Origin of the sequence: Streptomyces sp. NBC_00273 (assembly GCF_036178145.1) — a bacterium.
Classification (GTDB): Bacteria; Actinomycetota; Actinomycetes; order Streptomycetales; family Streptomycetaceae; genus Streptomyces.
In genome coordinates, this window is sequence record NZ_CP108067.1 from 9,085,341 (window position 1) to 9,106,700 (window position 21,360).

21 protein-coding genes and 1 pseudogene are annotated in these 21,360 nt (G+C 73.4%); 8 read left to right on the forward strand and 14 right to left on the reverse strand.

All coding sequences use genetic code 11. The features are described from left to right. Positions 1-15 precede the first annotated feature (15 nt). From OG386_RS40685 to OG386_RS40715, 7 genes are all read right to left on the reverse strand, one after another. Positions 16-465 (reverse strand): ATP-binding protein, encoded by a 450-nt coding sequence (locus OG386_RS40685; protein ID WP_328792351.1) that lies wholly within the window; start codon positions 463-465, stop codon positions 16-18. A 5-nt stretch (positions 466-470) separates the two neighbouring features. Continuing rightward, positions 471-842, reverse strand: a complete 372-nt coding sequence (locus tag OG386_RS40690) for an STAS domain-containing protein (RefSeq protein WP_328792352.1) — start codon at positions 840-842, stop codon at positions 471-473. 87 nt (positions 843-929) lie between these two features. Further along, positions 930-1,793: a SigB/SigF/SigG family RNA polymerase sigma factor gene (locus tag OG386_RS40695; RefSeq protein WP_405786150.1), complete on the reverse strand. Its 864-nt coding sequence runs from the start codon at positions 1,791-1,793 to the stop codon at positions 930-932. Between the two features lie 78 nt (positions 1,794-1,871). Beyond that, positions 1,872-2,381 (reverse strand): NUDIX hydrolase, encoded by a 510-nt coding sequence (locus OG386_RS40700; protein ID WP_328792353.1) that lies wholly within the window; start codon positions 2,379-2,381, stop codon positions 1,872-1,874. An 84-nt stretch (positions 2,382-2,465) separates the two neighbouring features. Continuing rightward, entirely contained in the window at positions 2,466-2,996 is a 531-nt protein-coding gene (locus OG386_RS40705; protein WP_328792354.1) for a copper chaperone PCu(A)C, read from the reverse strand. Continuing rightward, positions 2,993-5,239: a heavy metal translocating P-type ATPase gene (locus OG386_RS40710; protein ID WP_328793534.1), complete on the reverse strand. Its 2,247-nt coding sequence runs from the start codon at positions 5,237-5,239 to the stop codon at positions 2,993-2,995. Before OG386_RS40710 ends, OG386_RS40705 begins: the two co-directional genes overlap by 4 nt. A 53-nt stretch (positions 5,240-5,292) precedes the next feature. Next, positions 5,293-5,535 (reverse strand): hypothetical protein, encoded by a 243-nt coding sequence (locus OG386_RS40715; protein ID WP_327387596.1) that lies wholly within the window; start codon positions 5,533-5,535, stop codon positions 5,293-5,295. A 315-nt stretch (positions 5,536-5,850) separates the two neighbouring features. Between OG386_RS40715 and OG386_RS40720 the strand changes: the two genes are divergently transcribed. After that, positions 5,851-6,558, forward strand: coding sequence for a sortase domain-containing protein (locus tag OG386_RS40720; RefSeq protein ID WP_328792355.1), 708 nt, complete (start codon positions 5,851-5,853; stop codon positions 6,556-6,558). A 27-nt stretch (positions 6,559-6,585) separates the two neighbouring features. Here OG386_RS40720 and OG386_RS40725 read toward each other — a convergent pair whose 3' ends face one another. Next, the gene (locus OG386_RS40725) at positions 6,586-6,981 is read right to left on the reverse strand and encodes a DUF4118 domain-containing protein (RefSeq protein ID WP_327387598.1); all 396 of its coding nucleotides are present in this window, start codon (positions 6,979-6,981) and stop codon (positions 6,586-6,588) included. Positions 6,982-7,225: 244 nt separating this feature from the next. Here OG386_RS40725 and OG386_RS40730 point away from each other — a divergent pair. Next, positions 7,226-7,454: pseudogene (locus tag OG386_RS40730) on the forward strand (cation:proton antiporter regulatory subunit); the annotation flags it as partial. Between the two features lie 824 nt (positions 7,455-8,278). Then, positions 8,279-9,040, forward strand: a complete 762-nt coding sequence (locus tag OG386_RS40735; protein ID WP_328792356.1) for a YqjF family protein — start codon at positions 8,279-8,281, stop codon at positions 9,038-9,040. Positions 9,041-9,065: 25 nt separating this feature from the next. Here the strand turns inward: OG386_RS40735 and OG386_RS40740 are convergent, their stop codons facing one another. After that, positions 9,066-9,452: a helix-turn-helix transcriptional regulator gene (locus tag OG386_RS40740; RefSeq protein ID WP_328792358.1), complete on the reverse strand. Its 387-nt coding sequence runs from the start codon at positions 9,450-9,452 to the stop codon at positions 9,066-9,068. Between the two features lie 179 nt (positions 9,453-9,631). Between OG386_RS40740 and OG386_RS40745 the strand changes: the two genes are divergently transcribed. Next, positions 9,632-10,558, forward strand: a complete 927-nt coding sequence (locus OG386_RS40745; protein WP_328792359.1) for a SigB/SigF/SigG family RNA polymerase sigma factor — start codon at positions 9,632-9,634, stop codon at positions 10,556-10,558. Between the two features lie 58 nt (positions 10,559-10,616). Here the strand turns inward: OG386_RS40745 and OG386_RS40750 are convergent, their stop codons facing one another. After that, entirely contained in the window at positions 10,617-11,093 is a 477-nt protein-coding gene (locus tag OG386_RS40750; RefSeq protein ID WP_328792360.1) for an ATP-binding protein, read from the reverse strand. A 135-nt stretch (positions 11,094-11,228) separates the two neighbouring features. Here OG386_RS40750 and OG386_RS40755 point away from each other — a divergent pair, with 135 nt between their 5' ends. Together OG386_RS40755 and OG386_RS40760 are read left to right on the forward strand one after the other, a co-directional pair. Further along, on the forward strand, positions 11,229-12,317 hold the full coding sequence (locus tag OG386_RS40755; RefSeq protein WP_328792361.1) for a mechanosensitive ion channel family protein: 1,089 nt from the start codon (positions 11,229-11,231) through the stop codon (positions 12,315-12,317). Between the two features lie 47 nt (positions 12,318-12,364). After that, on the forward strand, positions 12,365-12,646 hold the full coding sequence (locus tag OG386_RS40760; RefSeq protein ID WP_328792362.1) for a WhiB family transcriptional regulator: 282 nt from the start codon (positions 12,365-12,367) through the stop codon (positions 12,644-12,646). 66 nt (positions 12,647-12,712) lie between these two features. Here the strand turns inward: OG386_RS40760 and OG386_RS40765 are convergent, their stop codons facing one another. After that, a complete protein-coding gene (locus tag OG386_RS40765; protein WP_328792364.1) occupies positions 12,713-13,801 on the reverse strand; it encodes a PI-PLC domain-containing protein in 1,089 nt (362 codons plus the stop codon). Positions 13,802-13,991: 190 nt separating this feature from the next. Here OG386_RS40765 and OG386_RS40770 point away from each other — a divergent pair, with 190 nt between their 5' ends. Beyond that, complete coding sequence (locus OG386_RS40770) at positions 13,992-15,599, forward strand: alpha/beta hydrolase (RefSeq protein ID WP_328792365.1); 1,608 nt, start codon at positions 13,992-13,994, stop codon at positions 15,597-15,599. Positions 15,600-15,631: 32 nt separating this feature from the next. Here OG386_RS40770 and OG386_RS40775 read toward each other — a convergent pair whose 3' ends face one another. Further along, a complete protein-coding gene (locus OG386_RS40775) occupies positions 15,632-16,666 on the reverse strand; it encodes a medium chain dehydrogenase/reductase family protein (protein WP_328792366.1) in 1,035 nt (344 codons plus the stop codon). 174 nt (positions 16,667-16,840) lie between these two features. Here OG386_RS40775 and OG386_RS40780 point away from each other — a divergent pair, with 174 nt between their 5' ends. After that, on the forward strand, positions 16,841-17,512 hold the full coding sequence (locus OG386_RS40780) for a TetR/AcrR family transcriptional regulator (protein WP_328792367.1): 672 nt from the start codon (positions 16,841-16,843) through the stop codon (positions 17,510-17,512). A 124-nt stretch (positions 17,513-17,636) separates the two neighbouring features. Here OG386_RS40780 and OG386_RS40785 read toward each other — a convergent pair whose 3' ends face one another. Together OG386_RS40785 and OG386_RS40790 are read right to left on the reverse strand one after the other, a co-directional pair. After that, on the reverse strand, positions 17,637-19,202 hold the full coding sequence (locus OG386_RS40785; protein ID WP_328792368.1) for a mucoidy inhibitor MuiA family protein: 1,566 nt from the start codon (positions 19,200-19,202) through the stop codon (positions 17,637-17,639). 8 nt (positions 19,203-19,210) lie between these two features. Beyond that, on the reverse strand, positions 19,211-21,325 hold the full coding sequence (locus tag OG386_RS40790) for a DUF4139 domain-containing protein (RefSeq protein ID WP_328792369.1): 2,115 nt from the start codon (positions 21,323-21,325) through the stop codon (positions 19,211-19,213). Positions 21,326-21,360: the final 35 nt, after the last annotated feature.

Genomic DNA, 21,360 nt, shown 5'->3' on the forward strand with positions numbered 1-21,360 from the left:
ACCGGGTCGCCGCCGTCATCCGGGAACGCGGATCCCGGGCGGGCACGGAACCTCGCACCAGACGCGCTTGCCGTCCACCCCCGGTTCGGAGCCCCATTCCCGGGCCAGACGTTCCACGATCAGCAGTCCGTGACCGACCGGTCCGCCCCGGTCGCCCGGCCTGCGCGCCGGCACCCGCACCGGCGGGGCCGGGTTGCAGTCCGTGACCTCGATCCGCAGTCGCTCGGCCGAGCAGTCGAGGACGAGCGCGCGGGGTCCGCCGCCGTGCAGGCAGGCATTGGCCACCACCTCCGACACCAGCAGGAGCACGTCCTCGGCGCTCTCGCGGTCGACTTCTCCCGTCCCCGGGAGCCAGCGCCAGGCGGTGAGTGCCTGGCGGGCGAAGTCACGGCTGCGCGAGACGACATCGGTGGTTCCGGACAGCATCAGGCTCCAGATCCGGTCGGACGGCCCGCGCTGTTCCATGATGCTCAGGTCCCTCCGCCGTGTGGCGTCCTCAGGGCCTCCGTCACATCGGCGTGGACGGGGAACACGCCGTCCGCACCGGTGATGCGGAACATCCGGGCGACAGGCCCGTGCAGACCGGCCAGTTCGAGGCCGGCTCCCGCCTCCTGTGCCGCGAGACGCGTGTTCAGCAGCACGTTCAGCCCGGTGGAATCGCAGAATCCGAGGCCGGCCATATCGACCAGCAGCCGACGGCCCGGCGCGAGTTCCCGGTCGAGCGCGTCCCGCAGCGGCTGCGCCGTGTCGTGGTCCAGTTCCCCCGCGAGCGTGAGGACGACTGCTCCGTCCACGGTCTTCACCGCGACGGTGAAGCGTTCATTCTCCGCTTCCGGCACCATCCGGCATCACCCTTCCCGTCGTGCACTTCTGCACCTGCCCGGGTTCCGGCGGGCTATGCCCGTCCGCGGCGTACGGAAGGGGGCGCCTCATGCCGACTCGGTCGGGGGTTCCTCCGCGAGCAGCCCCTCCCGCAGCCGGCCCAGGATGCGGCCCAGCAGCCGGGAGACGTGCATCTGCGACATGCCCAGGCGCTCGCCGATCTCGGCCTGGGTCAACTCCTCCCCGAAACGCAGGGTGAGTATCGTCCGGTCCCGTTCGGACAGCTCGCCCAAGAGCGGCCTCAACGATTCCAGGTCCTCGACCGTCTCGAAGCGGCTCTCCTCGATGCCCAGGCTCCGGGACGACACGCCGGGGGCCTCGTCGTCCTCCGCCGTCACCGGGACGTCGAGGGACAGGCTGGTGAAGCCGTTGGCCGCGAGCCGGCCCTCGCGGACCTCCTCCACGGTGATGTCCAGCCGCTCGGCGAGCTCGCGCGCACCCGGAACGTGGCCCAGCTCCTGCTCCAGGGCGTCACTCGCCTTGGCCAGGTCGATGCGCAGCTCCTGCAGCCGGCGCGGTACGCGGACGGCCCAGCTCGTGTCCCGGAAGTACCGCTTGATCTCCCCCACGATGGTGGGCAGGGCGAACGACATGAACTCGAACCCGAGCTCCGGATCGAACCTGTTGATGGCCTTGATCAGACCGATGGTGCCGACCTGCAAGACGTCTTCCCACGGCGCGCCGACGTGCCGGACGCGCGTGGCCGCGTACTTCACCATGCTCAGGTTCAGCTCGACCAAGGTGTTGCGCACGTACGAGTACTCTGCGGTCCCCTCGTCCAGTTCGTGCAGCCGCCGGAAGAGCGTGACCGACAGGTCGTGGGCATCGGCGGTGCTCACGGACCGCGGATCGCGCATCTCACGGGGATCCTGCGGCGCGGAGCCGGGCTGGCTACGGAGAGTGGCAGGCATGGAGCCTCCTCGGGGAGTTCCCTCAAAGCCCCATACCCGCTCACGAGGGCTTGAAGCTGTGCGGGCCGTGGCCGTGCGTCACTCTTCGTGTGCGGGCGGGCGCCCCAGGGCGCGATAGCGGTCGAACGCCTCCCGGGCGTCCGGTATGAACGCGCGGCTGCGGACGAGCTCGTCGAGCTCGGGCTCGGTCAGCCAGTCGAACCAGGCGACTTCCGTGGGGTCGGGCCGGACCGGCGCGGTGATCACGACTTCGTGAAGACCCAGCCAGTAGGGACTGATCGCCCCGTCGCACAGGAACTTGAGCACGAAGCGGGGAACGGCGTGGACCCCGAGCTCCTCCGCCAGCTCCCTGGCCGCGGCCTCCTCGTACGACTCGCCGACGTCGACGGCGCCACCGAGCATCCAGTTGAACTGCCCGGGAAACCGTGACGCGTCGTCCGGGCGACGGTGCACGAGGATCCGGCCGTCGTCGTCGCGGCACACGATCGTCGCGACGCGGTGCGGCCAGTGCTCCCGGATCGCCTCCGCCCGGTCCACGACGGCCACGACGTGATCCTGCTCATCGACCCGCTCCACCAGTTCGCCCATGGGGCACATGATCGCAGGGGCCTCGCCCGACATCCCGTACGGTGTCCGCCCGGTCACGGGACCGGGCGGACACCCGACAGCCGGTCAGCTACCGGGCCGGACCACCACCGCCATCACCTCGACCGGCGCGCTGTAGCGGAAGTGGAGGACGAACGGCACCATGTCGCCGGCCTCCCAGCGGGTCTCCTTCGTCAGCGTCGTGACGCTCAGGTCCAAGGGGGACATGGTGACGGTGCCGCCCGCGGGCACCCGCACCGGAGCCGCGCTCCGTACGACGTCGGGCCCGAGCCCGGAGCTCACCCGCCGGCTGAGCAGCGTCTTCTCGACGCCGGACGACGTCACCTCGGTCAACTGGTCGTCCGCGCCCCCGATGTTGGTGATGTCGAAGAAGGCGGCCGTGTCCCGGCCCCTGCCGTCGGGCAGGAGCACGCGGCCGTTCCCGGCGGCGATCTGCGGCGGGGTGCCCGCGGCGCCGGCCGAGGTCCACGCCGTGAGACCCGCCAGCGCGAGCGCACACGCGACCACGGGGACGAGCGCGGCGCGCAGCCCCTCGCGCACGCGTCGATCGATCGGCAGCCGGCCGCCCGGGGTCCGCTCCGAAGGTGAATGCGTCATCGTCCCGTACCCCCCGTCCGGCTGCTCGTACCCGCCCGGCGTACGTGCGGTGCCGGCTGCCAGGTGCGCAACCGGAGGCTGTGGGCCACCACCATCAGGGAACTCACCGACATCGCCGCGGCAGCGACCATCGGGTTGAGCAGCCCCACCGCGGCGAGCGGCAGGGTGACGACGTTGTAGCCGAAGGCCCAGACGAGGTTGGCCCGGATCGTCCTGAGGGTCCGCCTGGCCAGCTCGACGGCGTCGGCGACCGCCTCGATGTCGCCGCGCACCAGCGTGACGTCGGCCGCGCCGATGGCCACGTCCGTTCCGCTCCCCATGGCGATGCCGAGGTCGGCCCCGGCCAGGGCGCCGGCGTCGTTCACCCCGTCGCCGATCACCGCGACCCGTCGCCCCTGACCGCGTAACTCCCTGACGAGCCGCGCCTTGTCCTCGGGCGAGCAGTGCGCGTGCACGTCCCGGATCCCCAGCGCGGCGGCGACCCGGGCCGCGGTGGCCCCGCGGTCACCGGTGGCCAGTACCGGCTCCACCCCCAGCCGTCGCAGCCGGTCGACGGCCCGGTAGCTGCCGGGGCGCAGGACGTCCCCGAGGGCGATCAGGGCCTGGTCGGCGCCGTCCACCCGGACCAGGACCGGCGTGTGCGCCGCCGCCTCCGCCTCGGCCAGGGCACGGTCCAGCGACGGATGCAGATCCGCACCGGCGGCGCAGACCTCCACGCGGTGCCCCTCCACCACTCCCGTCACGCCGATGCCCGCAGTGGCCCGGAATTCGGTCACCTCGGCCAGCGGGCCACGCTGCGGATCCTGCAGGGAGTGCGCGACCACGGCGCGGCCCAGCGGGTGCTCGGAACCCTGCTCCACCGCCGCGGCCAGCCACAGGGCCCGCTCCCGGCCCGTCCCGTCGGGCACGGCCGTCACGCGCGCGACGGTCATCCGGCCGGTCGTCAGCGTGCCGGTCTTGTCCAGGACCACGGTGTCGACGTGCCGCAGGGTCTCCAGCGCCCGCGGGCCGCTGACCAGCAGACCCAGCTGTGCGCCCCGGCCGGTCGCCGCCAGCAGGGCGGTGGGGGTCGCCAGCCCCAGCGCGCAGGGACAGGCCACGACCAGGACGGCCACACAGGCCGTGACGGCTGCCTGCGGCTCGGCCCCGGCACCGAGCCAGAAGCCGAGAACGGTGACGGCCAGGGCCAGCACCACCGGGACGAAGACCCCCGCCACCGCATCGGCCAGGCGCTGGGCCCGGGCCTTGCCGGACTGCGCCTCGGCGACCATGCGGGTGATCCGGGCGAGCTGGGTGTCCGCGCCGACAGCGGTGGCCCGGACGGTCAGCAGACCGCCCGCGTTGACCGCACCGCCGACCACGGCCCGGCCGGGGCCCACCTCGACGGGCTCGCTCTCGCCGGTGACCAGGGAAAGGTCGACGGCCGAACCGCCGGAGGCCACCACCCCGTCCGTCGCCACCCGCTCGCCCGGCCGCACGACGAACTCCTGCCCCACCCGCAACTGCCCGATCGGGACGAGCCGCTCGCGGCCGTCCTCCCGCACGGTCACGTCCTTGGCGGCCAGACCGGCGAGCGAGCGCAGTGCCTCACCCGTGCCGCGGCGGGCCCGGGATTCGAGGAAACGCCCGGTCAGCACGAACAGCGGGACCCCGACCGCGGCCTCGAGGTAGATGTGCGCCACGTCTCCGCCGGCCGAAGGCAGCAGACTGAACGGCATCCGCATCCCCGGATCGCCCGCCCCGCCCAGGAACAGTGCGTACGCCGACCAGGAGAAGGAAGCGACGACGCCCAGCGACACCAGGGTGTCCATCGTCGCCGCCGCGTGCCGCAGCCCCCGTAACGCCCGGGTGTGGAACGGCAGAGAACCCCAGACGGCGACCGGCGCGGCCAGCACGAAGCACAGCCACTGCCAGTTGCGGAACTGAAGGGCGGGCGCCATCGACAGCGCCAGAACCGGAACGGACAGCAGGGCGGTGATCAGCAGCCGCTGCACCTCCTCACCGCCCGGGGAACCCTCCGTGCCCGCCGCCGGCGGCGTCGTCCGGTCCTCCGCGGGCTCGGGCGGCGCCGGCACCTCGGCGCTGTAGCCCGCCCGCTCGACCGCCGACACGAGGTCTGCCACCGTCACGTGCGACGGATGCAGCACCCGGGCCCGCCCGGTGGCGAGGTTGACCGTGGCGCTCACACCCTCGATCCTGGCCAGCCGCTTCTCGACACGGTTCACACAGGCCGCGCAGGTCATCCCGCCGACGACCAGATCGGTGGTGCCCACCACCACTTCCGTCCGCTCGGCCGTCACCGCGTGCCGCCCGTACCGCCGCTGTGCCCGTGCGGCCGTCCCAGGTCCCCGACGAAGGCCGGACTCTCGACTTCGGTGGACTGCATGCCGGGCGCCACCGGGCCGGCGCCCGCTCCCACCGCGTACGCCGCGCCGAACATCACTATGAGCAGCGCCACGAAGCCGGCGAGAGCGGGCGGCGGCGCCCAGCGCTTCAGCGCGGTGATCGCCAGGGTCGGGTACTCAAGCCGGTCCGTCATCGTCTCTCCGGATTCTTGTACTCGGTTCCAGACGGACGAGGTGCCGATCGGGCCGTGCCGGAGCCGGGACGGCACTTCCTCCGGCGAGGTAGTCGCAGAGGAGCGGAAGGAAGTTCCCGCACCTTCCGATTTCGTGTGTCCGCCCCCACGAGCATCGGGAGCGAGGTCACAGGGTTGGGCCCTTATGGACCTCTTGCTCCGTATGTCACTCTGGCCGGGCGCGTCGGGCCACCCGCCCGTCGGACGCACCCGCGCGCCCACCGCACGCACCCGCCGCATGCCCGGCCGCCCGCCCGACCGACAGGGAAAACGCCCATGTCCTTGCCGTTCCCGTACCGAGCCGTCCCGGCCGTGCTGGCCGGTGCCGTGACCGCCCTGCTGGCGGCGTGCACCCCCTCGACCGCCGCCGGCGCCGCGGTACCGGCTTCCGTCCCGACTGCCACGCCCCCGGCGGTCGTCACCCCCGCCGCTGCGCCTGCGCCTGCACCCGCCGCCCCCGCGCCCGTGGCCTCCACGCTGTCCATACCCGCCGCCGGTGTCACCGGGCTGCGCGTGGTCCCGTACGAGGGCACCACCGACGACGTGGCGGGAACCCGTATCCAGGACCTCGGCGCGGCGGCCAGCCCGTACGGGAAGCGGGGCGGGGTCGGGCCGGGCCAGGTGGGCAACTTCCTGGTCACCGCGCACCGCATGTCGGCCGGTGGCCCGCTGGGGGACCTGCCCGCCGTCGGGCCGGGCGACACGGTCCTCGTGACCGTGGGCGAGGTGGTGTACACCTACGAGATCACCACGACCCGCAAGACGTCCTTCCGGTCGGAGCGCTCGCTGAGCGAACAGCGCGCCGCCGTGCCCGGGGCGCCCGGGGCCGCCCCCACCCAGGCCAGGATCACGATCTCGACCTGTGCCACGCCGGAGGACCACGCCCAGGGCAACTTCTGGAAGGACGCCCAGGGCAACCCCGAGCACCGCATCGACAAGATAGGCGTGCTGCGCACGACCTCAGCAGCCGTGCCCGCCGGCTGACGCACGGCATCGGGGGCCGCCGCGCTCCTACGGCGTGAGCCGCCGGTGCGCGGCGCGCGCGTGGAGGAGGCGGGCGATGACGGTTCCCGTGCCTGCCGAGGCGAGCAGGCAGACGAGGCGCACCAGGTCGTAGGGGGTCTCCCAGCTGAGCTCGCCCACGGGCGCGGTCGCGAAGACGTTGAGGACGAGCCAGCAGAGCAGGGCGGTCCCCGGGGCGGCGGTGAGGCGGGCTCCGGTGCTCACCGCGGCCACGGCGAGGGAGAGCGCCATGAGGTCGACGGTGGGGTCGTCGGGCCCGTCGAGGAGGTTGAGCAGGGCGACCAGGATGACGGCCAGGGCGGCTGCCGCGGCCCAGACCGAGGTGGTCGCGGCAGGGCTGGGTACGGGACGAATGCCCGAACTGATCCGTTTCCACTCGACCATGCGACGCCTCCTCCGCGCGATGCCCCGCCGTCGGGGCTCTCGGAGATGATGCACCACCGGGGGAGGACACCCGGGGCCGTGAGCGGGCCCGTTCCGCTGCACGGTTCGCTCCGGGACGCCCGAACGACGCGTCGTCAAAGTGGTTGCCGGGGTGGAGACTTCGCGGCTCCCTTCCCTCGGTCACCGCACACACCGGGGGTTTCCCGAGTCCGCTCCGCGTCCGAGCAGAACACCGCTGCAGGGCATGGGCGTCCGCTACGACCTGACCACGCGTGAGCACCGTTGCATCTCGGTGGTGGCCCACCGCGACGGGACGCGGACCCCGTGCGCGCACCACCGTGAAGATCCCGACGATCGAGCTGTCCGCGCATTCCCGGTGGAACGGGAGGGCGTTGGGGGAGACGCGGATGCGCACCGAGACCGGCGCGTCCGTCGTCGCCGTGCTGCGGCGTGCCGCGGCGGTCCCGTCGCCGCCGCGGAGATCCTCGGCCCGGAGCGGGCGCAGGCACGGCCGTGCGCCGGTCATGCGGTAAAGTTCTTTACCGAGCCATTACGTTCCGCCCGGCGGACAAGTGCTCTTTCTTGAGGGCTTCTTGTCGTCCGGTCAGGACGTCGGTGCGAACGGGGGGACACGACATGGGTCGAGACGTCCATGCCCCGGAGCTGCCCGCGGCCCAGTCGCCGAACCGGCGGCCCGTACGCCCCGCGAGGGCGGCCCGCATAGACAACGCGGCCCGCGACAGCGTGCCTGAACCCGGCCGCACCGCTCCGCGCGTCTGACGACGCGCGACCACGCGCTGCGTGGTCCCTTCCTCGGCGGCCCCAACGGCCGTCGTCGACCGCCCGGTTCCGGTGCGCCCGCCAACAGCGAGCCGATGCCTTCCGGTTCGCCCACCCTGCCCGGGACCGGGCCGTGAACGGTGCGCCGTTCCCTTCGCCCACCCGTATCGACCACCCGTACGCCGAGACCGGCCCGGTCATGCCTTCGCCGACCGGCCGACCGGCCGACCGACCGACCGGTCGCGCACGCCTGCCGTGCCGGGCGGCACGGCACGCACCGGGCACCGGCCACCCACCCGGTGCGCCTCTCGGCCGCCGACCAGAGGGAACGGATCCGCGCCCTTTCAAGGGCCTGCTCACCGACCTCGGGCACGACGCCCCGGAGTCCGCCGCCGGTGCGCTGCTGATGCTCTACGACCGGGCCATGGCCGCGGGATGTCTGGACGACGCTGCGGCCGCGCACGAGACGCTGCTGAGCGCGGTACGGCTGATCCGGTGCGCGGGGAATACTGGCTCAATGCGTCAGACGCCGCCGCCCGCCGTGGCCCCGGAGCCGATCACGGCCGACCCGCCGCACCCGGTGGACCGCCCCCTGCTCACCCAGTCCTGGCTCGACCTGGCGTTCCTGCACTGGGCTGTCGACCCGGCCCGGGTCGCCCCGCTGCTGCCGGCCGGCACCGTGCCGGACACCCTGGACGGGGTCACCTACGTCGGCCTGGTGGCCTTCCGCATGCACGAGGTCGGCTGGTTCCGCCTTCCCGGCGTCCCCTACCTGGGTTCCTTCCCCGAGACCAACGTCCGCCTCTACTCGGTCGACGCCCGGGGCCGCCGGGCCGTGGTCTTCCGTTCGCTGGACGCCTCCCGGCTGATCCCGGTGGCCGTCGGTCGGGCAGCGTTCCGACTGCCGTACGTCTGGTCCCGGATGACGGTCCGTCATGACGGCGACACCGTCACGTACACCAGTGGTCGACGTCTGCCCGGTCCGCGCGGCGCGCACAGCCGGATCGCCGTACGCGTGGGCGGGCGCATCGCGGAGCCGACCGCCCTGGAGCACTTCCTCACCGCCCGCTGGGGCATGCACGCGGAGCTCTTCGGTCGGCCGCTGTACGTCCCGAACGCGCATCCGCGCTGGCCGCTGCACCGCGCGGAGCTCCTCGACTGCGACGAGGACCTGGTGGTCGCGGCGGGTCTGCCGGCTCCGGCCGGGCCGCCCGTGAGCGTGCTCTACTCGCCGGGGGTCCCCGTACGGTTCGGGCGGCCCTCTCTGGGGCGCTCCTGACGCGGGCGTGTCGCCCGCCGGGGGTCTACGCCGTCGTTCGGGGCTCGCCGTGGCCGGGTGTGTCGTTCGCCACCTCGGCGGACGGCGCCACCTCGGGCGACGGCGTGCTCAGTGGGCCGGCGAGGTAGGCCAGCAGGCCGGCGATCTCGTGGCCGGCCTCCGCCGGGTGGCGGAAGCGGGCGCCGGGGGCGACGACGTAGCGGTTGCGCCGGCCGTCCCGGGTCTTGTTGAGGTACCCGTCCGCCTGCAGGTCCGTGACGATCGCCTGCACGGTGCGTTCGGTCAGGCCGCAGTCCGCCGCGATGTCGCGCAGCCGGATGCCGGGGTCGCGCGCGATGGCGATGAGAACCCGGGCATGGTTCGTCAGGAAGGTCCAGCCGTTGCGTCGGGTCCCTGTGTGCTCGCTCTCCACGTCGCCATTCTTGAGGGATGACTCACGAAAAGCAATTCCAGAACCAGTTTTCCGGTATTACTTGACGTGCGTCCCCGGCCCCGACAGGGTTCGGGGGAAGCGGAAGCAGAGTTCCGCGTGACCAGAGCTAACGAGCGACGCACCGCACCGCAAGCACACGTGCCCAAGGAGCGAAGACGATGACCTTCACGGCCACGGCCGAGGCCATGACCCCGACGACGATCCCGACGACGGCCACCCCCAGCGGTGGCACCGGCGAAGCCCCCGCACTGGGCGGGCTGCCGGACGTCCCCTGCCCACGGGAACTGTCGACCCGCGACGCCCGGGAGCTGACCCGTGTCTTCTTCGAACGGCTGCAGAGCCTCGAAGAGGGCACCCGCGAGTACCAGTACGTGCGCAACACGCTGATCGAGATGAACATCTCATTGGTGCAGTTCGCCGCCCGGCCGTTCCGCGACCGCCCCGGCGGTCCCGAGAACGAGGACATCGTCCAGGTCGGCATCATCGGACTGATCAAGGCGATCGACCGCTACGACCCCGAGCGCAACACGCAGCTCACCACGCTCGCCCTGCCCTACATCACGGGCGAGATCAAGCGCCACTTCCGGGACACCACCTGGGCCGTGCGGGTGCCGCGCCGCCTCCAGGAGCTGCGCCTGGAGCTCGCGAAGGCCACGGAGGAGCTGACCGCCGAGACCGACCACGCGCCCACCCCCTCGGAACTCGCCGAGCGGCTGGACCTCACCGAGGACGAGGTCCGCCAGGGCCTGGTCGCGGCCAACGGTTACTCCACGCAGTCCCTCGACGTGCCCCAGGACGGTGCCGCCGGCGGCACCCAGGCGTCCGCCGCCGCACGGACCACGCGCAGCCTCGCCGAGACCATGGGTGACATCGACCCCGCCCTGGAGGCGGTCGAGGACCGGCACGCCCTCGCGCCCCTGCTCGCCGACCTGGACGAGCGCTCCATCCAGATCCTGGAGCTGCGCTTCGGCCAGGAGATGACCCAGGCGGAGATCGGCGAGGAGATCGGCCTCTCCCAGATGCAGGTCTCCCGCCTGCTCACCCGCACGCTGGGCTCCCTGCGCGAGGAGCTGCTGCACGCCTGAACGGCACGCCCGACCCGGGCGCGCCCGAACCCGAACCCGCCGGGCCGGCCCGGCGGGTTCAGGCACGCCCGGGTCGGCCCGTCCGCAGGCGCTCGGCGTCGAACTCGGCCCAGACGACCTTGCCGTGCCCGATCGCCTGGACGCCCCAGCGGTCGGCGAGCAGGTGCACCAGGCGCAGACCGTGCCCGCCCGGTCGGCCCGGTCGGCCCGGACGCAGAGCGGGTAGCGGTCGCGGGAGCACTCCGTACCCGTCGTACACCTCGACGCGGAACGCGTCCCCGGCGCGGAGCATGAGCTCGTGGCAGCCGCCGGCGTGCAGCGTGGCGTTGGTGACGAGTTCGGACACGACCAGGACCGCGTCCTCAGCGGTCTCCTGACCGTCCCACCCCCAGTCCTCCAGCGCCTCGCGGGTGAACCGGCGGCCGCGCGCCACCTGTCGGAGGGCGTCGCGCAGCGCGAGTCGACGGAGCTGTGGGAAGGCCGGCCCCCGCGCGTCCGGTACGGGCCCGCCGGTGTCCGGTCCGATGGTCTGCACTGCGCACTCACCTCGTCCTCGGCTGTCGTGTCGTGGTCGCTTGTACCCGCCTTTACGGAACGGACGCCCCGTTTGTCCGGGCGAGGGCCGGGCACGCGCGACGGGACCCGTTCCCCAGACCCATCCAGAGGAGTCATGAACAGCCTCGTGCACGTACTGGCCGTCGTGGGCGGCTCGATCCTGCTCACCTTCGCCGCGGGCAGGGTCACCGACCTGCTGCTGCGGCGCGCGGATGCCCGACACCCCGAAACACCGCTCTGGAACATGCTGCGCCGCTGCCGAACCTCGGTACGGGTGCTGCTGTTCGCCGCGGTGCTGCGCGCCGTGTACCGGCAGATCGCGTGGGAGCCGCTCCAGGAGCACGAGGCGGCCGTGGGCAGGGTCCTGACACTGGTGCTCATCGGGGCGAGCGCGTGGTGCGTCGTCCTCGTCACCTCCGCCGTGGTCGAGTCCTCCTACGCCCGCTACGCGCTCGGCACGCGCGACCCGTCACGCGTACGCAGGGTCCGTACCCAGGTGACGCTGATCATGAGGATCGTCACCGCCGTGGTCGCCGTGGTGGCCGCGGCCGCGATGCTGCTGACCTTCCCCGACCTCCGTGCCGTCGGGACCTCGCTGCTGGCCTCGGCCGGGATCATCGGCATCGTCGCGGGCGTGGCCGCCCAGTCCACCCTCGGCAACCTCTTCGCCGGATTCCAGATCGCCTTCGGCGACATGGTGCGGATCGGCGACACGGTCGTGGTGGCCGGCGAGTGGGGAGTGGTGGAGGAGATCACGCTCACCTTCCTGGCCGTGCGGACCTGGGACGAACGCCGGATCACCATGCCCGTCTCGTACTTCACCGGGCGCCCCTTCGAGAACTGGTCGCGCGGCGGGGTCCAGATGACCGGCACGGTCTTCCTGCACTGCGACCACACCACCCCCGTCGCCCTGATGCGCGAGAAGCTCCAGGAGATCCTGGAGGGCTGCGAGGCGTGGGACGGCCGGGGCTGGGACCTGGCGGTCACCGACACGACGCCCAGCGCCATCGTGGTGCGGGCGATCGTCACCGCGAAGGACGCGGACGACCTGTGGACCGCCCGCTGTGCGGTGCGCGAACAGCTCGTCGCCTGGCTGGCCGAGAAGCACCCGTACGCCCTGCCGCGGGTCTCCACGTCCGCGGCCGCCGTCCCGTCGGCGTACGCGGACGGCGTTTCGAAACGGGCACCCGGGTCAGACGCGTGAGCAAGGAGTCGAAAGACGTGAGCAAGGCGCAGGAGAGGAGTCGGGACATGTCGAAGGTGGCACGCCTGCCGGGCCGTGCGGAGCACCTGTGGGAGTGGCAGGAGGACGCGGCGTGCCGGGAGCTCGGTACGGACCGGTTCTTCCACCCGGCGGGGGAGCGCGGTGAGGAGCGCTCCGCGCGGGAGCAGGAGGCCAAGGAGGTCTGCGCACGGTGCCCGGTGCGGACGGAATGCCTGGGCCACGCGCTGCGCGTGCAGGAGCCGTACGGGGTGTGGGGCGGACTGACCGAGGACGAGCGACGGGCGCTGGGCGCGCGCAAGGCGGGCTGACCGACCGGGTGCGCCGTGCCGCGCCGTAGGCGGCGGTCCACCCGGCCGGCAGGCCGACGGGCGCGTTCAGCGGCGCGCGCCCAGTTCCGCGACGATCGAGGCGGGTGTGTGGCCGCTTCCGTCCGACAGGCGGTGGAAGTCGACGGAGACGTAGTTCGGGTCGCGGCCCCCGGTGGCCGACCGGCACTGCTGGGCGATGCGGTCCCGCAGCTTGGCGCCGTTGTCCAGGGCCGCCGTGAGGACGGTGGGTACGTTGCGGTGGTGGCTCATCGTGAACAGGCGCCGGAATCCGGGCTCCTGGCGGTCGAGCGGCACGTCGGACCAGCGGCTGACGCACGAGAGGTCGTTGCCCAGGTCCCCGAGGTTCCAGAAGTTGCTCACGGTCCAGGACTTGTCGTACATGACGCCCAGGTGTTCCCGGTCGGAGCGGTCGGAGAAGATCAGCAACCGCTTGCCGGAGGTGACGAGGTCGGCGACCTTGGGCCAGCCGTGCTGCCGCACGCCCCACTGGTCGGGCCGGAACACCATGTCCTGCAGCCCGCTGACCCGGCCGAGGGAGGCTTGCAGCTGATCGGCGCCGACGTAGTCCTCCAGGAAGACGGTCACGACCTCCTGCGGATGGGCGGCGAGGAAGTCCACCACGGTCTGCATCGTGCCGTGGAAGGTCTGCCGCGGCAGGGCGTACGTGGCTCCGGCGAAGGTCTTGCAGTCGCCGTGGCACAGGTACACGTCGCTGGGGTAGCAGTCGCTGCCGAAGCTGATGATGCACAGCCAGGTGCTGCGTTCGTACCAGTGCGTGTCCAGGCTCAGACCGCGCACGCCGCCCTCGAGCTGGGCGCGTACGGACTCGGACTGGTTCACCGAGCTCCAGCGGGAGTCCTCGTAGTTGGTGAAGGCGTTGTGGGTGGTCAGGAAGGCGACCTCGTCGAGCCGCCGGTCGCCCCAGCGGGCCGCCGCCGCGGAGGCGGTGCTCGAGGTGGCCGCAGGGGCCTTCTCGGCCGTCGGCGTGGTCGTGGTCGTGGCCGTGAGGGGAGCCGGGGCCGCGGTCCGGGGTGAGGCGGCCGCGGTGGTCACCGTGCCCAGGAGTGCCAGTAGGAGGAGGCACACCAGGGCGCGCGACCGCACCCGTAAGCGCATGTCCATGTCAATCAGCATGGCGCGGAGGATAGCGCGCGGGCCGTGGATCCGCCCCCCTGCGGACGACTGCGGCCGTGGTCCGGCCGGCGGCCCGGCTCGCGCGCGTCGGCGAAAAGGGGTTTGGTTGAACCATGAGCAAGCGGCGCGTGCCGGTGCGAGGGCGCCGGCCGCCGCACCACGCCCCCGACGTGCCGGAGGAGGGCGGACCATGCCCGGACCTGGAGCCGCACCCGCACCTGTACCTCGACCCGCGCCCCGCCCGATGTCCGGTCGCCGCCGGTGCGCGGCAGCGCTCGCCGTCGCGGCGGTCTGCTCCTCGATGCTCGTCGCCCCGGAACTCGCCGCGGCCCGCGCGGAGCCGTCGCCCTCGCAGACCGTCCCCCGGCTGGACTGGAGCCCCTGCAAACCCGACAGCCCGTACGACTGCGCGACCGCTCGGGTGCCTCTGGACCACGCGGCGCCCGCCGGCCGCACCATCGACCTGGCCGTCATCCGCCGCACGGCTGGCGACCCCGCGAAACGCCTGGGCACGCTGTTCGTCAACCCCGGCGGCCCCGGCGGCCCCGGAACGGTGCAGGTGCCGCAGAACTACGACTCCTTCCCGAAGGACCTGCGCGAACGGTTCGACATCGTCAGCTGGGACCCCAGGGGCATCGGCAACAGCACGGCGGTGAACTGCTTCGACAGCCCCGAAGAGGCCCGGGCCTGGGGTGCGTCCAAGCCCGGCGGCTTCCCGGTCGGCGAGAAGGAGCGCACGACCTGGATCGATGCGTACGAGGACCTGGGCCGCCGCTGCGAGAAGCGCGACCCCGACCTCCTGCGCCACGTCTCGACCACCGACACCGCCCAGGACCTCGACCTGCTCCGCCGGGCCGTGGGGGAGCCGCAGCTCAACTACTTGGGCGTCTCCTACGGCACGATCCTCGGTGCCACCTACGCCAACCTGTTCCCCGACAAGGTCCGCGCCATGGTCCTCGACAGCAACATCGACCCGCTGGCCTGGACGAACAACGCCTCGACGAGCGAACCCCGGACCACGACCCTCCTGCGCATGGGCTCGGACCGCACCGCGGCGACGACCCTGAACAAGTTCCTCGACCTCTGCGGATCGGCCACCACCGCCCACTGCGCCTTCTCGGCCGGCAGCCCGCAAGCCACCCGCGACAAGTTCGACCAGCTGATGGGGCGCCTGCGCGAGCACCCGGTGGGACCGTGGACGTACGCCAACACCGTTGCCAACGCGGTCAGCAGCCTCTACATCGTCCGCCCCGGCTGGACCGATCTCGCCGCCCGGCTCCAGGAGCTCTGGCAGGGCCGCGCCCCGAAGCCGGCCCAGTACCCGCCCCCACCCCCGGTCGCGAACCCGAATCCGTACCTGGGCGAGGAACAGGCGGGAGCCGTGTGGTGCGGCGACAGCCCCAACCCGCGCGACCCGGCCGTTTACCACGGTCTGGAGGAGGACAGCGCCAAGCGGGCCGGCGACGCCGGACGCTACTGGACCTGGTCCGGTGAGCCGTGCGCCACCTGGCCGGCCCGGGCCGCCAACCGGTACGAAGGCCCCTGGAACAAGCCCACGGCCAACCCCGTCCTGGTGATCGGCACCACGTACGACCCCTCGACGCCCCACTCGGACGCCCAGGCCATGGCCGAGGAACTGGCCGACGCCCGGCTGCTCACGAACAACGGGTTCGGCCACACCGCACTCTTCAACAACAACAGCACCTGCATCAACGCCCACGAGAGCCGCTACTTCATCGACGGCACGCTCCCGCCGCCCGGCACGACCTGCCAGCCGGACCGGCTGCCCTTCTCCTGAAGCGACCGGCGACGCGGTGACCGGCGACCGGGTCACGGGACGAGGACGACCTTCCCGGCGACCGTGCCGGACTCGGCGAGGCGCATCGCCTCGGCGGCGCGCGCCAGCGGGATCTCGGCCGCGACCTTGGCGGTGATCTCGCCGTGCTGCAGGGCGGCGAACACCTGCGAGAGGTCGGCGCGCAGGCGCGCCCGGAAGCGGTCCTTGGCGTAGGCGCGCCCGGCCCACACGTTGTAGAAGTACGCGCGGCGGCCGCCCGGCAGCGCGTTCCACACCCACACCCGGCCCAGCAGCTTGAGCACCGGCCACGAGCCGGAGCCCTCGTCGTCGCGGGTGGCGGCGCTGCCGTAGGAGACGAGCGTGCCGCCGGGGGCCAGGAGCCGCCAGGATTCGACGATGCCGTCGCCGCCCACGTGGTCGAACACCGCGTCCACTCCGCCGGGCGCGAGGGCCCGTACCCGTGCGGGGACGTTCCCGGAGCGGTAGTCGATCGGGGTCACCCCGAGAGCGCGCAGCGCCTCGTGGTGGCGGGTGGAGGCGGTGCCGATCACGTGGGCGCCCGCGGCCAGCGCCAGCTGGACCAGGATCGAGCCGACCCCGCCGTTGGCGCCGTGGACGAGGACGGTCTGGCCGGCGCGCACCCGGGCCTTGCGGTGGAGCATCTGCCAGGCGGTGATGCCGTTGACCACCGCGGTCTCCGCGTCCACCGGGGTGACGCCGTCGGGTACCTCCACCACGTCGGCGGCGGTGAGCGCGACGTGGCTCGCCCAGCCCCCGGTCTTGGTCAGGGCGGCGACCCGCTTGCCGAGCAGTGCCGAGCCGACGCCCTCACCCACCGCGAGCACCGTGCCCACCAGGTCGTACCCGGGGACGAAGGGGAACGGCGGCTGGTCGTAGTACCGGCCGCGCCGCATCTGCTGCTCGGCGAAGGACACGCCCGTCGCCTCCATGGCGACGACCACCTGGCCGGCCGCCGGTACCGGAACGGGGCCGCGGTGGAACTGCAGCCCTTCCGGCTCGACCTTGCCCGGCAGGACGACCTCGACCCGCTCGACGGTGTTCGTCATGACGACCTCCAGTTGAGTTCCTGCTTCTCGTGTTCGTTAGAAGCTGTAACTAGAGTGATTGGCTATCTCGTCGATGTCAAGAGAGTGGCTCGTCCGATCGGGATGGGCTCTGCTGATAGTGATAGCCTCTAACTCATCTGGTGGTGCAGGTCGAGCAGGTGAGAGGCGGCGGGCATGACGGGCAGCACGAAGACCCCCCGGGAGCGGTACCGGCAGCAGGTGCGCGAGGAGGTCAAGGAGAAGGCCCGGCAGCAGATCGCCGGCTCCGGCGCCTCGGCGCTCTCCCTCAATGCGATCGCCAAGCAGATGGGCATGAGCGGCCCGGCGCTGTACCGGTACTTCGCCAACCGCGACGAGCTGATCACCGAACTCATCCGCGACGCCTACCGCAGCCTCGCCGACGCCTTCGTCGCCGCCGGCGGCGACGGGGGAGCGGGCCGGCCCGGCCTCGCCGGGCTGGCACGGGTGCTGCGCACCTGGGCCCTCGCGGACCCGCACCGCTACTTCCTCGTCTACGGCACACCGGTGCCCGGCTACCACGCGCCGCCGGACGTCACCGTGATCGCCTCGGAACTGATGTCGGTCCTGCTGGACGCCTGCGCCGCCGCCGTACCCACCACGACCCCGGACGCGGAGCCGCACGACGTGGCGGACCACCTGGCCGCGCACCGCACATGGGCGGGCAGCCACCCGGACGCCCCGCCGTCGGCGCTGCACCTGGCCCTGACCTTCTGGAGCCGTCTGCACGGCGTGCTGTCCCTGGAACTGGCGGGCCACTTCACCGGCATGGGCCTCGACCCGGCCCTGCTCTTCGCCGCCGAGGTCGACCGCCTCGTGACGCCCTGAGCGGCGTCAGATCCAGAAGAAGGACCGGTCGAGCCAACACCTCGCGTGGGGGCGGAGGTTCAGCACGCCGTCGTGGCCGCCCCCAGCCGTCCGGGGCGGCCGTCGGTCACGGGTACCGTCCCGCTCACAGCCCGGTGACCTTGGCGCTCGCCGACAGCTCGTAGACCAGGGTGACCGTCCGCCGGCCGCCCGGCGCGAGCGGGACGTCCCAGCGGGCGATGCCTTCGGGATCGACCGAGTCCGGCGCCGGCGAGCAGGCCTCCTTGCGCAGGCGCACCTCCACCGCCGAGACCTCGGAGACCGGGATCCGCTCCCGGACGACGACCACCCGTTCGCCGTGGTCTCCGGGGGCGGAGAACCGGGACAGGTGCAGCCGGACCGTACGGGTGACCACCGTCCGCTGGGTGAATCCGGCCGAGTCGCGGGACTCCTCGGCGTACCGGACCACCCGGTGGTCGTCGCAACTGCCGAAGGCGAGCTCGACCGGGGCGCCCGGGGCGGTGAAGTCCAGCGTGCCGCGGCCGCTGAACCCGCTGCCGCGGACCAGGTCCACGGGACCGGCCAGCAGCGCGTGACCGGACCGGTTGCCGAAGGACACCACCCGGGTGACCAGCGGGGACAGCTCGGGGGAGCAGGCGTACTCGCTGCTCGCGGCCGTGCTGAAAGCGGAGAGCGGCACCCGGTGGGCACGGCCGTCCGCGCGTACGGAGACCGGTACGGGGGAGTGCAGCACCCGCGCCTCGCCCCCGTCGTCCACCCCGGGCAGGCCGAGCACCTGGGCCGCCGGACCGAGGTCCCCGATCTCCTCCTCGCGCAGTTCGACGTCGACCGTGCGGCGCTCCGCCGCCGTGCGGTCACCCAGCGTGAGGCGGTCCTCGCCCAGCCGCGGCGGTTCGGTGGCCAGCGCCGACCGGGCGGTCGACAGGGTCAGCCGTACGTCGGACCAGTCCTCGCCGGTGCGCTGCCAGACCATCGCGTCGGTCTCCAGCGTCAGCGAGTCCCCGTCCAGGACGGCCCGGTAGGCGGGCCGCCACAGCGCGCACGGGGTGAGGTGGCTCAGGCGCAGCCGGACCGGACCGGCGGCCGCGCTGTCCACGGTCAGTTCGACGTGACCGACCAGCGCGGCGGGCTCGGTCTCGGCACGGTCCATGGCCTGCCGGGTCTCCCCGAGCTCGACGGCGAGGGCGGCCAACCGGGCGTCCACGGAACGCAGTCGCTCGCCGTACGCATCGCGCTCGCCGTCCACCCGGTCCATCTCGCGGGCCCAGCGGGGCCCGTCGGTCTCCCCGGAGCCGGAGCCCTCGCCGATCTCCCGCAGCAGATCGGCGGCGAGGCGGCCGAGCACGTCGAGTCGGGCGAGCAGCCGGTCGCGCTGCTGTCCCAGGGCGATCTGCTCCTCTTCGAGGACGTGCACGCGGTGGCGCAGGGCGGAGTCCTCGTCGGCGGACGGCAGCGGTCCGCGCGGCTCCCAGCTACGGACGATCCGTACGTCGAGCACGGTGGCCCGGTGTTCGGCGGCCAGCTCGGCGTGCAGGGTGCGGTCGACGGCCAGCGCGCTGACCGGACCGAGCCGTAGCCGCTGGACCCCCGCCTCCAGGTCCAGTACGGCGGAGCGCTCGATGTGGGCGCGGTCCTCCAGGCAGGTGACGGCGGTGACGGGAAGGGCGATCGGCTTCGGGGCCGTGGACATGATGGGTGTCAGCTCCTGCGGTTGCCGCCGACCAGGGCCTTGCCGGCCGGGATGCGGATCTCGTAGCCGCCGTCGAGGGCGGTGGTCCCCCCGGCGGGCAGGTCCACCCGCCAGACGCGGGTGCCCGGGGCGTGCCGTTCCGGCCCGGCGCCGTCCTCGGGCGTCGTCCAGCCGGCGCGTTCCTCGATCCGGACATCCTGATCGGAGGTGACGGGAACCCGCTCGTGGACCTCGACGGTGACGGGTCCGGCGAGCCGGTTGGCCAGTTCCACGTGGACCTGGTGGTCGAGCACCGTGATGTTGTTGCGCAGGCCCGCGGTCGACTCGCGCAGGTTCGTACGACGGGTGACCCGGACGCCCTCGGCGGGTCCGAGCCCCACCCGGCGGACCCCACCGGGGGCGAGCGTGGGCAGGGCGGCGGTCAGCAGGAAGTCCTCACCGACGGTGACCTCCACCGGGCCGGCCAGCAGCGCCTGGTCGGTGGCGTTGGAGAGCACCAGCGTCGCGTACACGGTCTGCTCCACGGACGGCACGCAGACGTATTCCGTCCGCAGACCGACCGGGATCTCCCCGACGGTGACGGTGTGCCAGGTGCCGTCCGACGGAACGTCGGCGCGGGCGGCGGCGTCGAAGCGGTGGTCGAAGGAACCCGCCGACTCCCGGGGCCGCACGGCGTGTCCGGGCAGCGGCAGCCCGCCCACCGCCTCGGCGCGGCGGCGGTGTTCGGCCGCCACCGGGTCGGCGGGGGAGTCGGCGAACAGCCGGCCCCTGCGACCGCCCTGCTCGTCGGGGCCGCACAGGACGAGGGCGGCGTAGTCGAGCTCGGCGCCGCTCGGCTGGGGCGGACCGGCCACCGGCTCCGGCACCGGAGCCGGCGCGGGCGACGGCGGAGCGGCCCGGCCGGGGGCCGCGGGAGCCGCGGGGGCCGGTGCCCCGCCGAAGGCCGCACCGCCGCCCCGCGGCCTGCCGGCCGGCCGCGGGCGGGCCGGCTGGGCGAGGGCGGGCATCGCGCCGGCGAAATCGGGGGAGGCGTCGTACGCGCCGCCGGGCACCGGGAGCGCGCCGTACGCCTGCGGCGCGGGAGCGGCCGCGACTGCGGGGGCGGGTGGCGGCGGGGGCGGCGGTACGGGCCCGGCTGCGGAGCCGACCCTGACGGACGGCGGCACGACGGTCGGAGCCGGGCGGCGGCGATCGGCCGCCTCATAGCCGGCGAACAGGTCTGCGAGACCGGCCGGAGGCTCGCGCCAGCCGGACGGCGCGGGGGCGGGCTGCCGGCGCCCGATCCGGACCGAACGGAGCTTCGGCAGGTCGGTGCGGCGCCGGAGGTCGGCGGTGGCCAGGGCGATGCGCACACCGGTCCAGTCCTCGCCGGTGCGCTGGGCGACCGAGGCGCGCAGCACCAGCCGGCCGTCGCCGTCGCCCTGACGGTGCGTGAGCCGGTACGCCGGCACCCAGACGGCTCCCGGAACCCCGTACTCCAGCTCCAGCTCGACGTCCCCGGCAGCGCCCTCCGCGTCTCCCGTGGCGTCGAGGGTCAGGAGTGCGGAGACCGTGGTCTCCACGTGCGCCTGCGGAGCGTCGGTGGAGGCGCGGGCGAGCCGGTCCGCGGCCACACCGAGCTCGTGCCCGGCGAGGCGCAGCGCGTCCTCCAGCTCGACGAGGCGGGCGTGCAGCCCCGTCAGCCGCTCCTCGGCGAAGTCGGCGAGCTCCAGCCACGCATCGACCGGGGTGCGGCGGTGCGGGGCCTCGGGGTCGGGGGCCGGGGGCACCGGCCGCAGGGCCCTGACCTCGTCGACCAGCACCCGTTGCCGGTCCCGGCGGCCCTGCGCCGCCGCGTACGCGTCGCGCAGCCGTTCGACCTCGCGCCGCAAGTCATCGGATGCGCCGGTGGCGCGCGGCTCGGCCTCGACCTCCACCCGGGCCTCGGTCACGCGCACCCCGGGGGCGCCCAGCACGCTCGCCCGCAGCGACCCCGGGTCCAGCGAGCGGGGCAGCCCCGTCACGCGCACCCGTCCGTCCGCCGGCACGCTGCCCCGGACCAGCCGGCGGCAGACCGCGCCCTGGGCGTACACCACGACCGAATCGAGGGTCGAAACCCACCGCTGTGCCGTATCCGCCGTCATGTACCCCGCCCCCCGATGCGTCCGTGCCGGTCGAA

What these genes read in the sequence shown, in the direction of transcription:
- OG386_RS40775 (WP_328792366.1), bottom strand. Translation starts at nt 16,666, where the DNA reads ATGACGAACACCGTCGAGCGGGTCGAGGTCGTCCTGCCGGGCAAGGTC.
- OG386_RS40725 (WP_327387598.1), bottom strand. Translation starts at nt 6,981, where the DNA reads ATGGTCGAGTGGAAACGGATCAGTTCGGGCATTCGTCCCGTACCCAGC.
- OG386_RS40755 (WP_328792361.1), top strand. Translation starts at nt 11,229, where the DNA reads ATGAACAGCCTCGTGCACGTACTGGCCGTCGTGGGCGGCTCGATCCTG.
- OG386_RS40770 (WP_328792365.1), top strand. Translation starts at nt 13,992, where the DNA reads ATGCCCGGACCTGGAGCCGCACCCGCACCTGTACCTCGACCCGCGCCC.
- OG386_RS40720 (WP_328792355.1), top strand. Translation starts at nt 5,851, where the DNA reads ATGTCCTTGCCGTTCCCGTACCGAGCCGTCCCGGCCGTGCTGGCCGGT.
- OG386_RS40700 (WP_328792353.1), bottom strand. Translation starts at nt 2,381, where the DNA reads ATGGGCGAACTGGTGGAGCGGGTCGATGAGCAGGATCACGTCGTGGCC.
- OG386_RS40790 (WP_328792369.1), bottom strand. Translation starts at nt 21,325, where the DNA reads ATGACGGCGGATACGGCACAGCGGTGGGTTTCGACCCTCGATTCGGTC.
- OG386_RS40735 (WP_328792356.1), top strand. Translation starts at nt 8,279, where the DNA reads ATGCGTCAGACGCCGCCGCCCGCCGTGGCCCCGGAGCCGATCACGGCC.
- OG386_RS40715 (WP_327387596.1), bottom strand. Translation starts at nt 5,535, where the DNA reads ATGACGGACCGGCTTGAGTACCCGACCCTGGCGATCACCGCGCTGAAG.
- OG386_RS40765 (WP_328792364.1), bottom strand. Translation starts at nt 13,801, where the DNA reads ATGCTGATTGACATGGACATGCGCTTACGGGTGCGGTCGCGCGCCCTG.
- OG386_RS40760 (WP_328792362.1), top strand. Translation starts at nt 12,365, where the DNA reads ATGTCGAAGGTGGCACGCCTGCCGGGCCGTGCGGAGCACCTGTGGGAG.
- OG386_RS40710 (WP_328793534.1), bottom strand. Translation starts at nt 5,239, where the DNA reads ATGACCTGCGCGGCCTGTGTGAACCGTGTCGAGAAGCGGCTGGCCAGG.
- OG386_RS40685 (WP_328792351.1), bottom strand. Translation starts at nt 465, where the DNA reads ATGGAACAGCGCGGGCCGTCCGACCGGATCTGGAGCCTGATGCTGTCC.
- OG386_RS40705 (WP_328792354.1), bottom strand. Translation starts at nt 2,996, where the DNA reads ATGACGCATTCACCTTCGGAGCGGACCCCGGGCGGCCGGCTGCCGATC.
- OG386_RS40695 (WP_405786150.1), bottom strand. Translation starts at nt 1,793, where the DNA reads ATGCCTGCCACTCTCCGTAGCCAGCCCGGCTCCGCGCCGCAGGATCCC.
- OG386_RS40690 (WP_328792352.1), bottom strand. Translation starts at nt 842, where the DNA reads ATGGTGCCGGAAGCGGAGAATGAACGCTTCACCGTCGCGGTGAAGACC.
- OG386_RS40785 (WP_328792368.1), bottom strand. Translation starts at nt 19,202, where the DNA reads ATGTCCACGGCCCCGAAGCCGATCGCCCTTCCCGTCACCGCCGTCACC.
- OG386_RS40745 (WP_328792359.1), top strand. Translation starts at nt 9,632, where the DNA reads ATGACCTTCACGGCCACGGCCGAGGCCATGACCCCGACGACGATCCCG.
- OG386_RS40780 (WP_328792367.1), top strand. Translation starts at nt 16,841, where the DNA reads ATGACGGGCAGCACGAAGACCCCCCGGGAGCGGTACCGGCAGCAGGTG.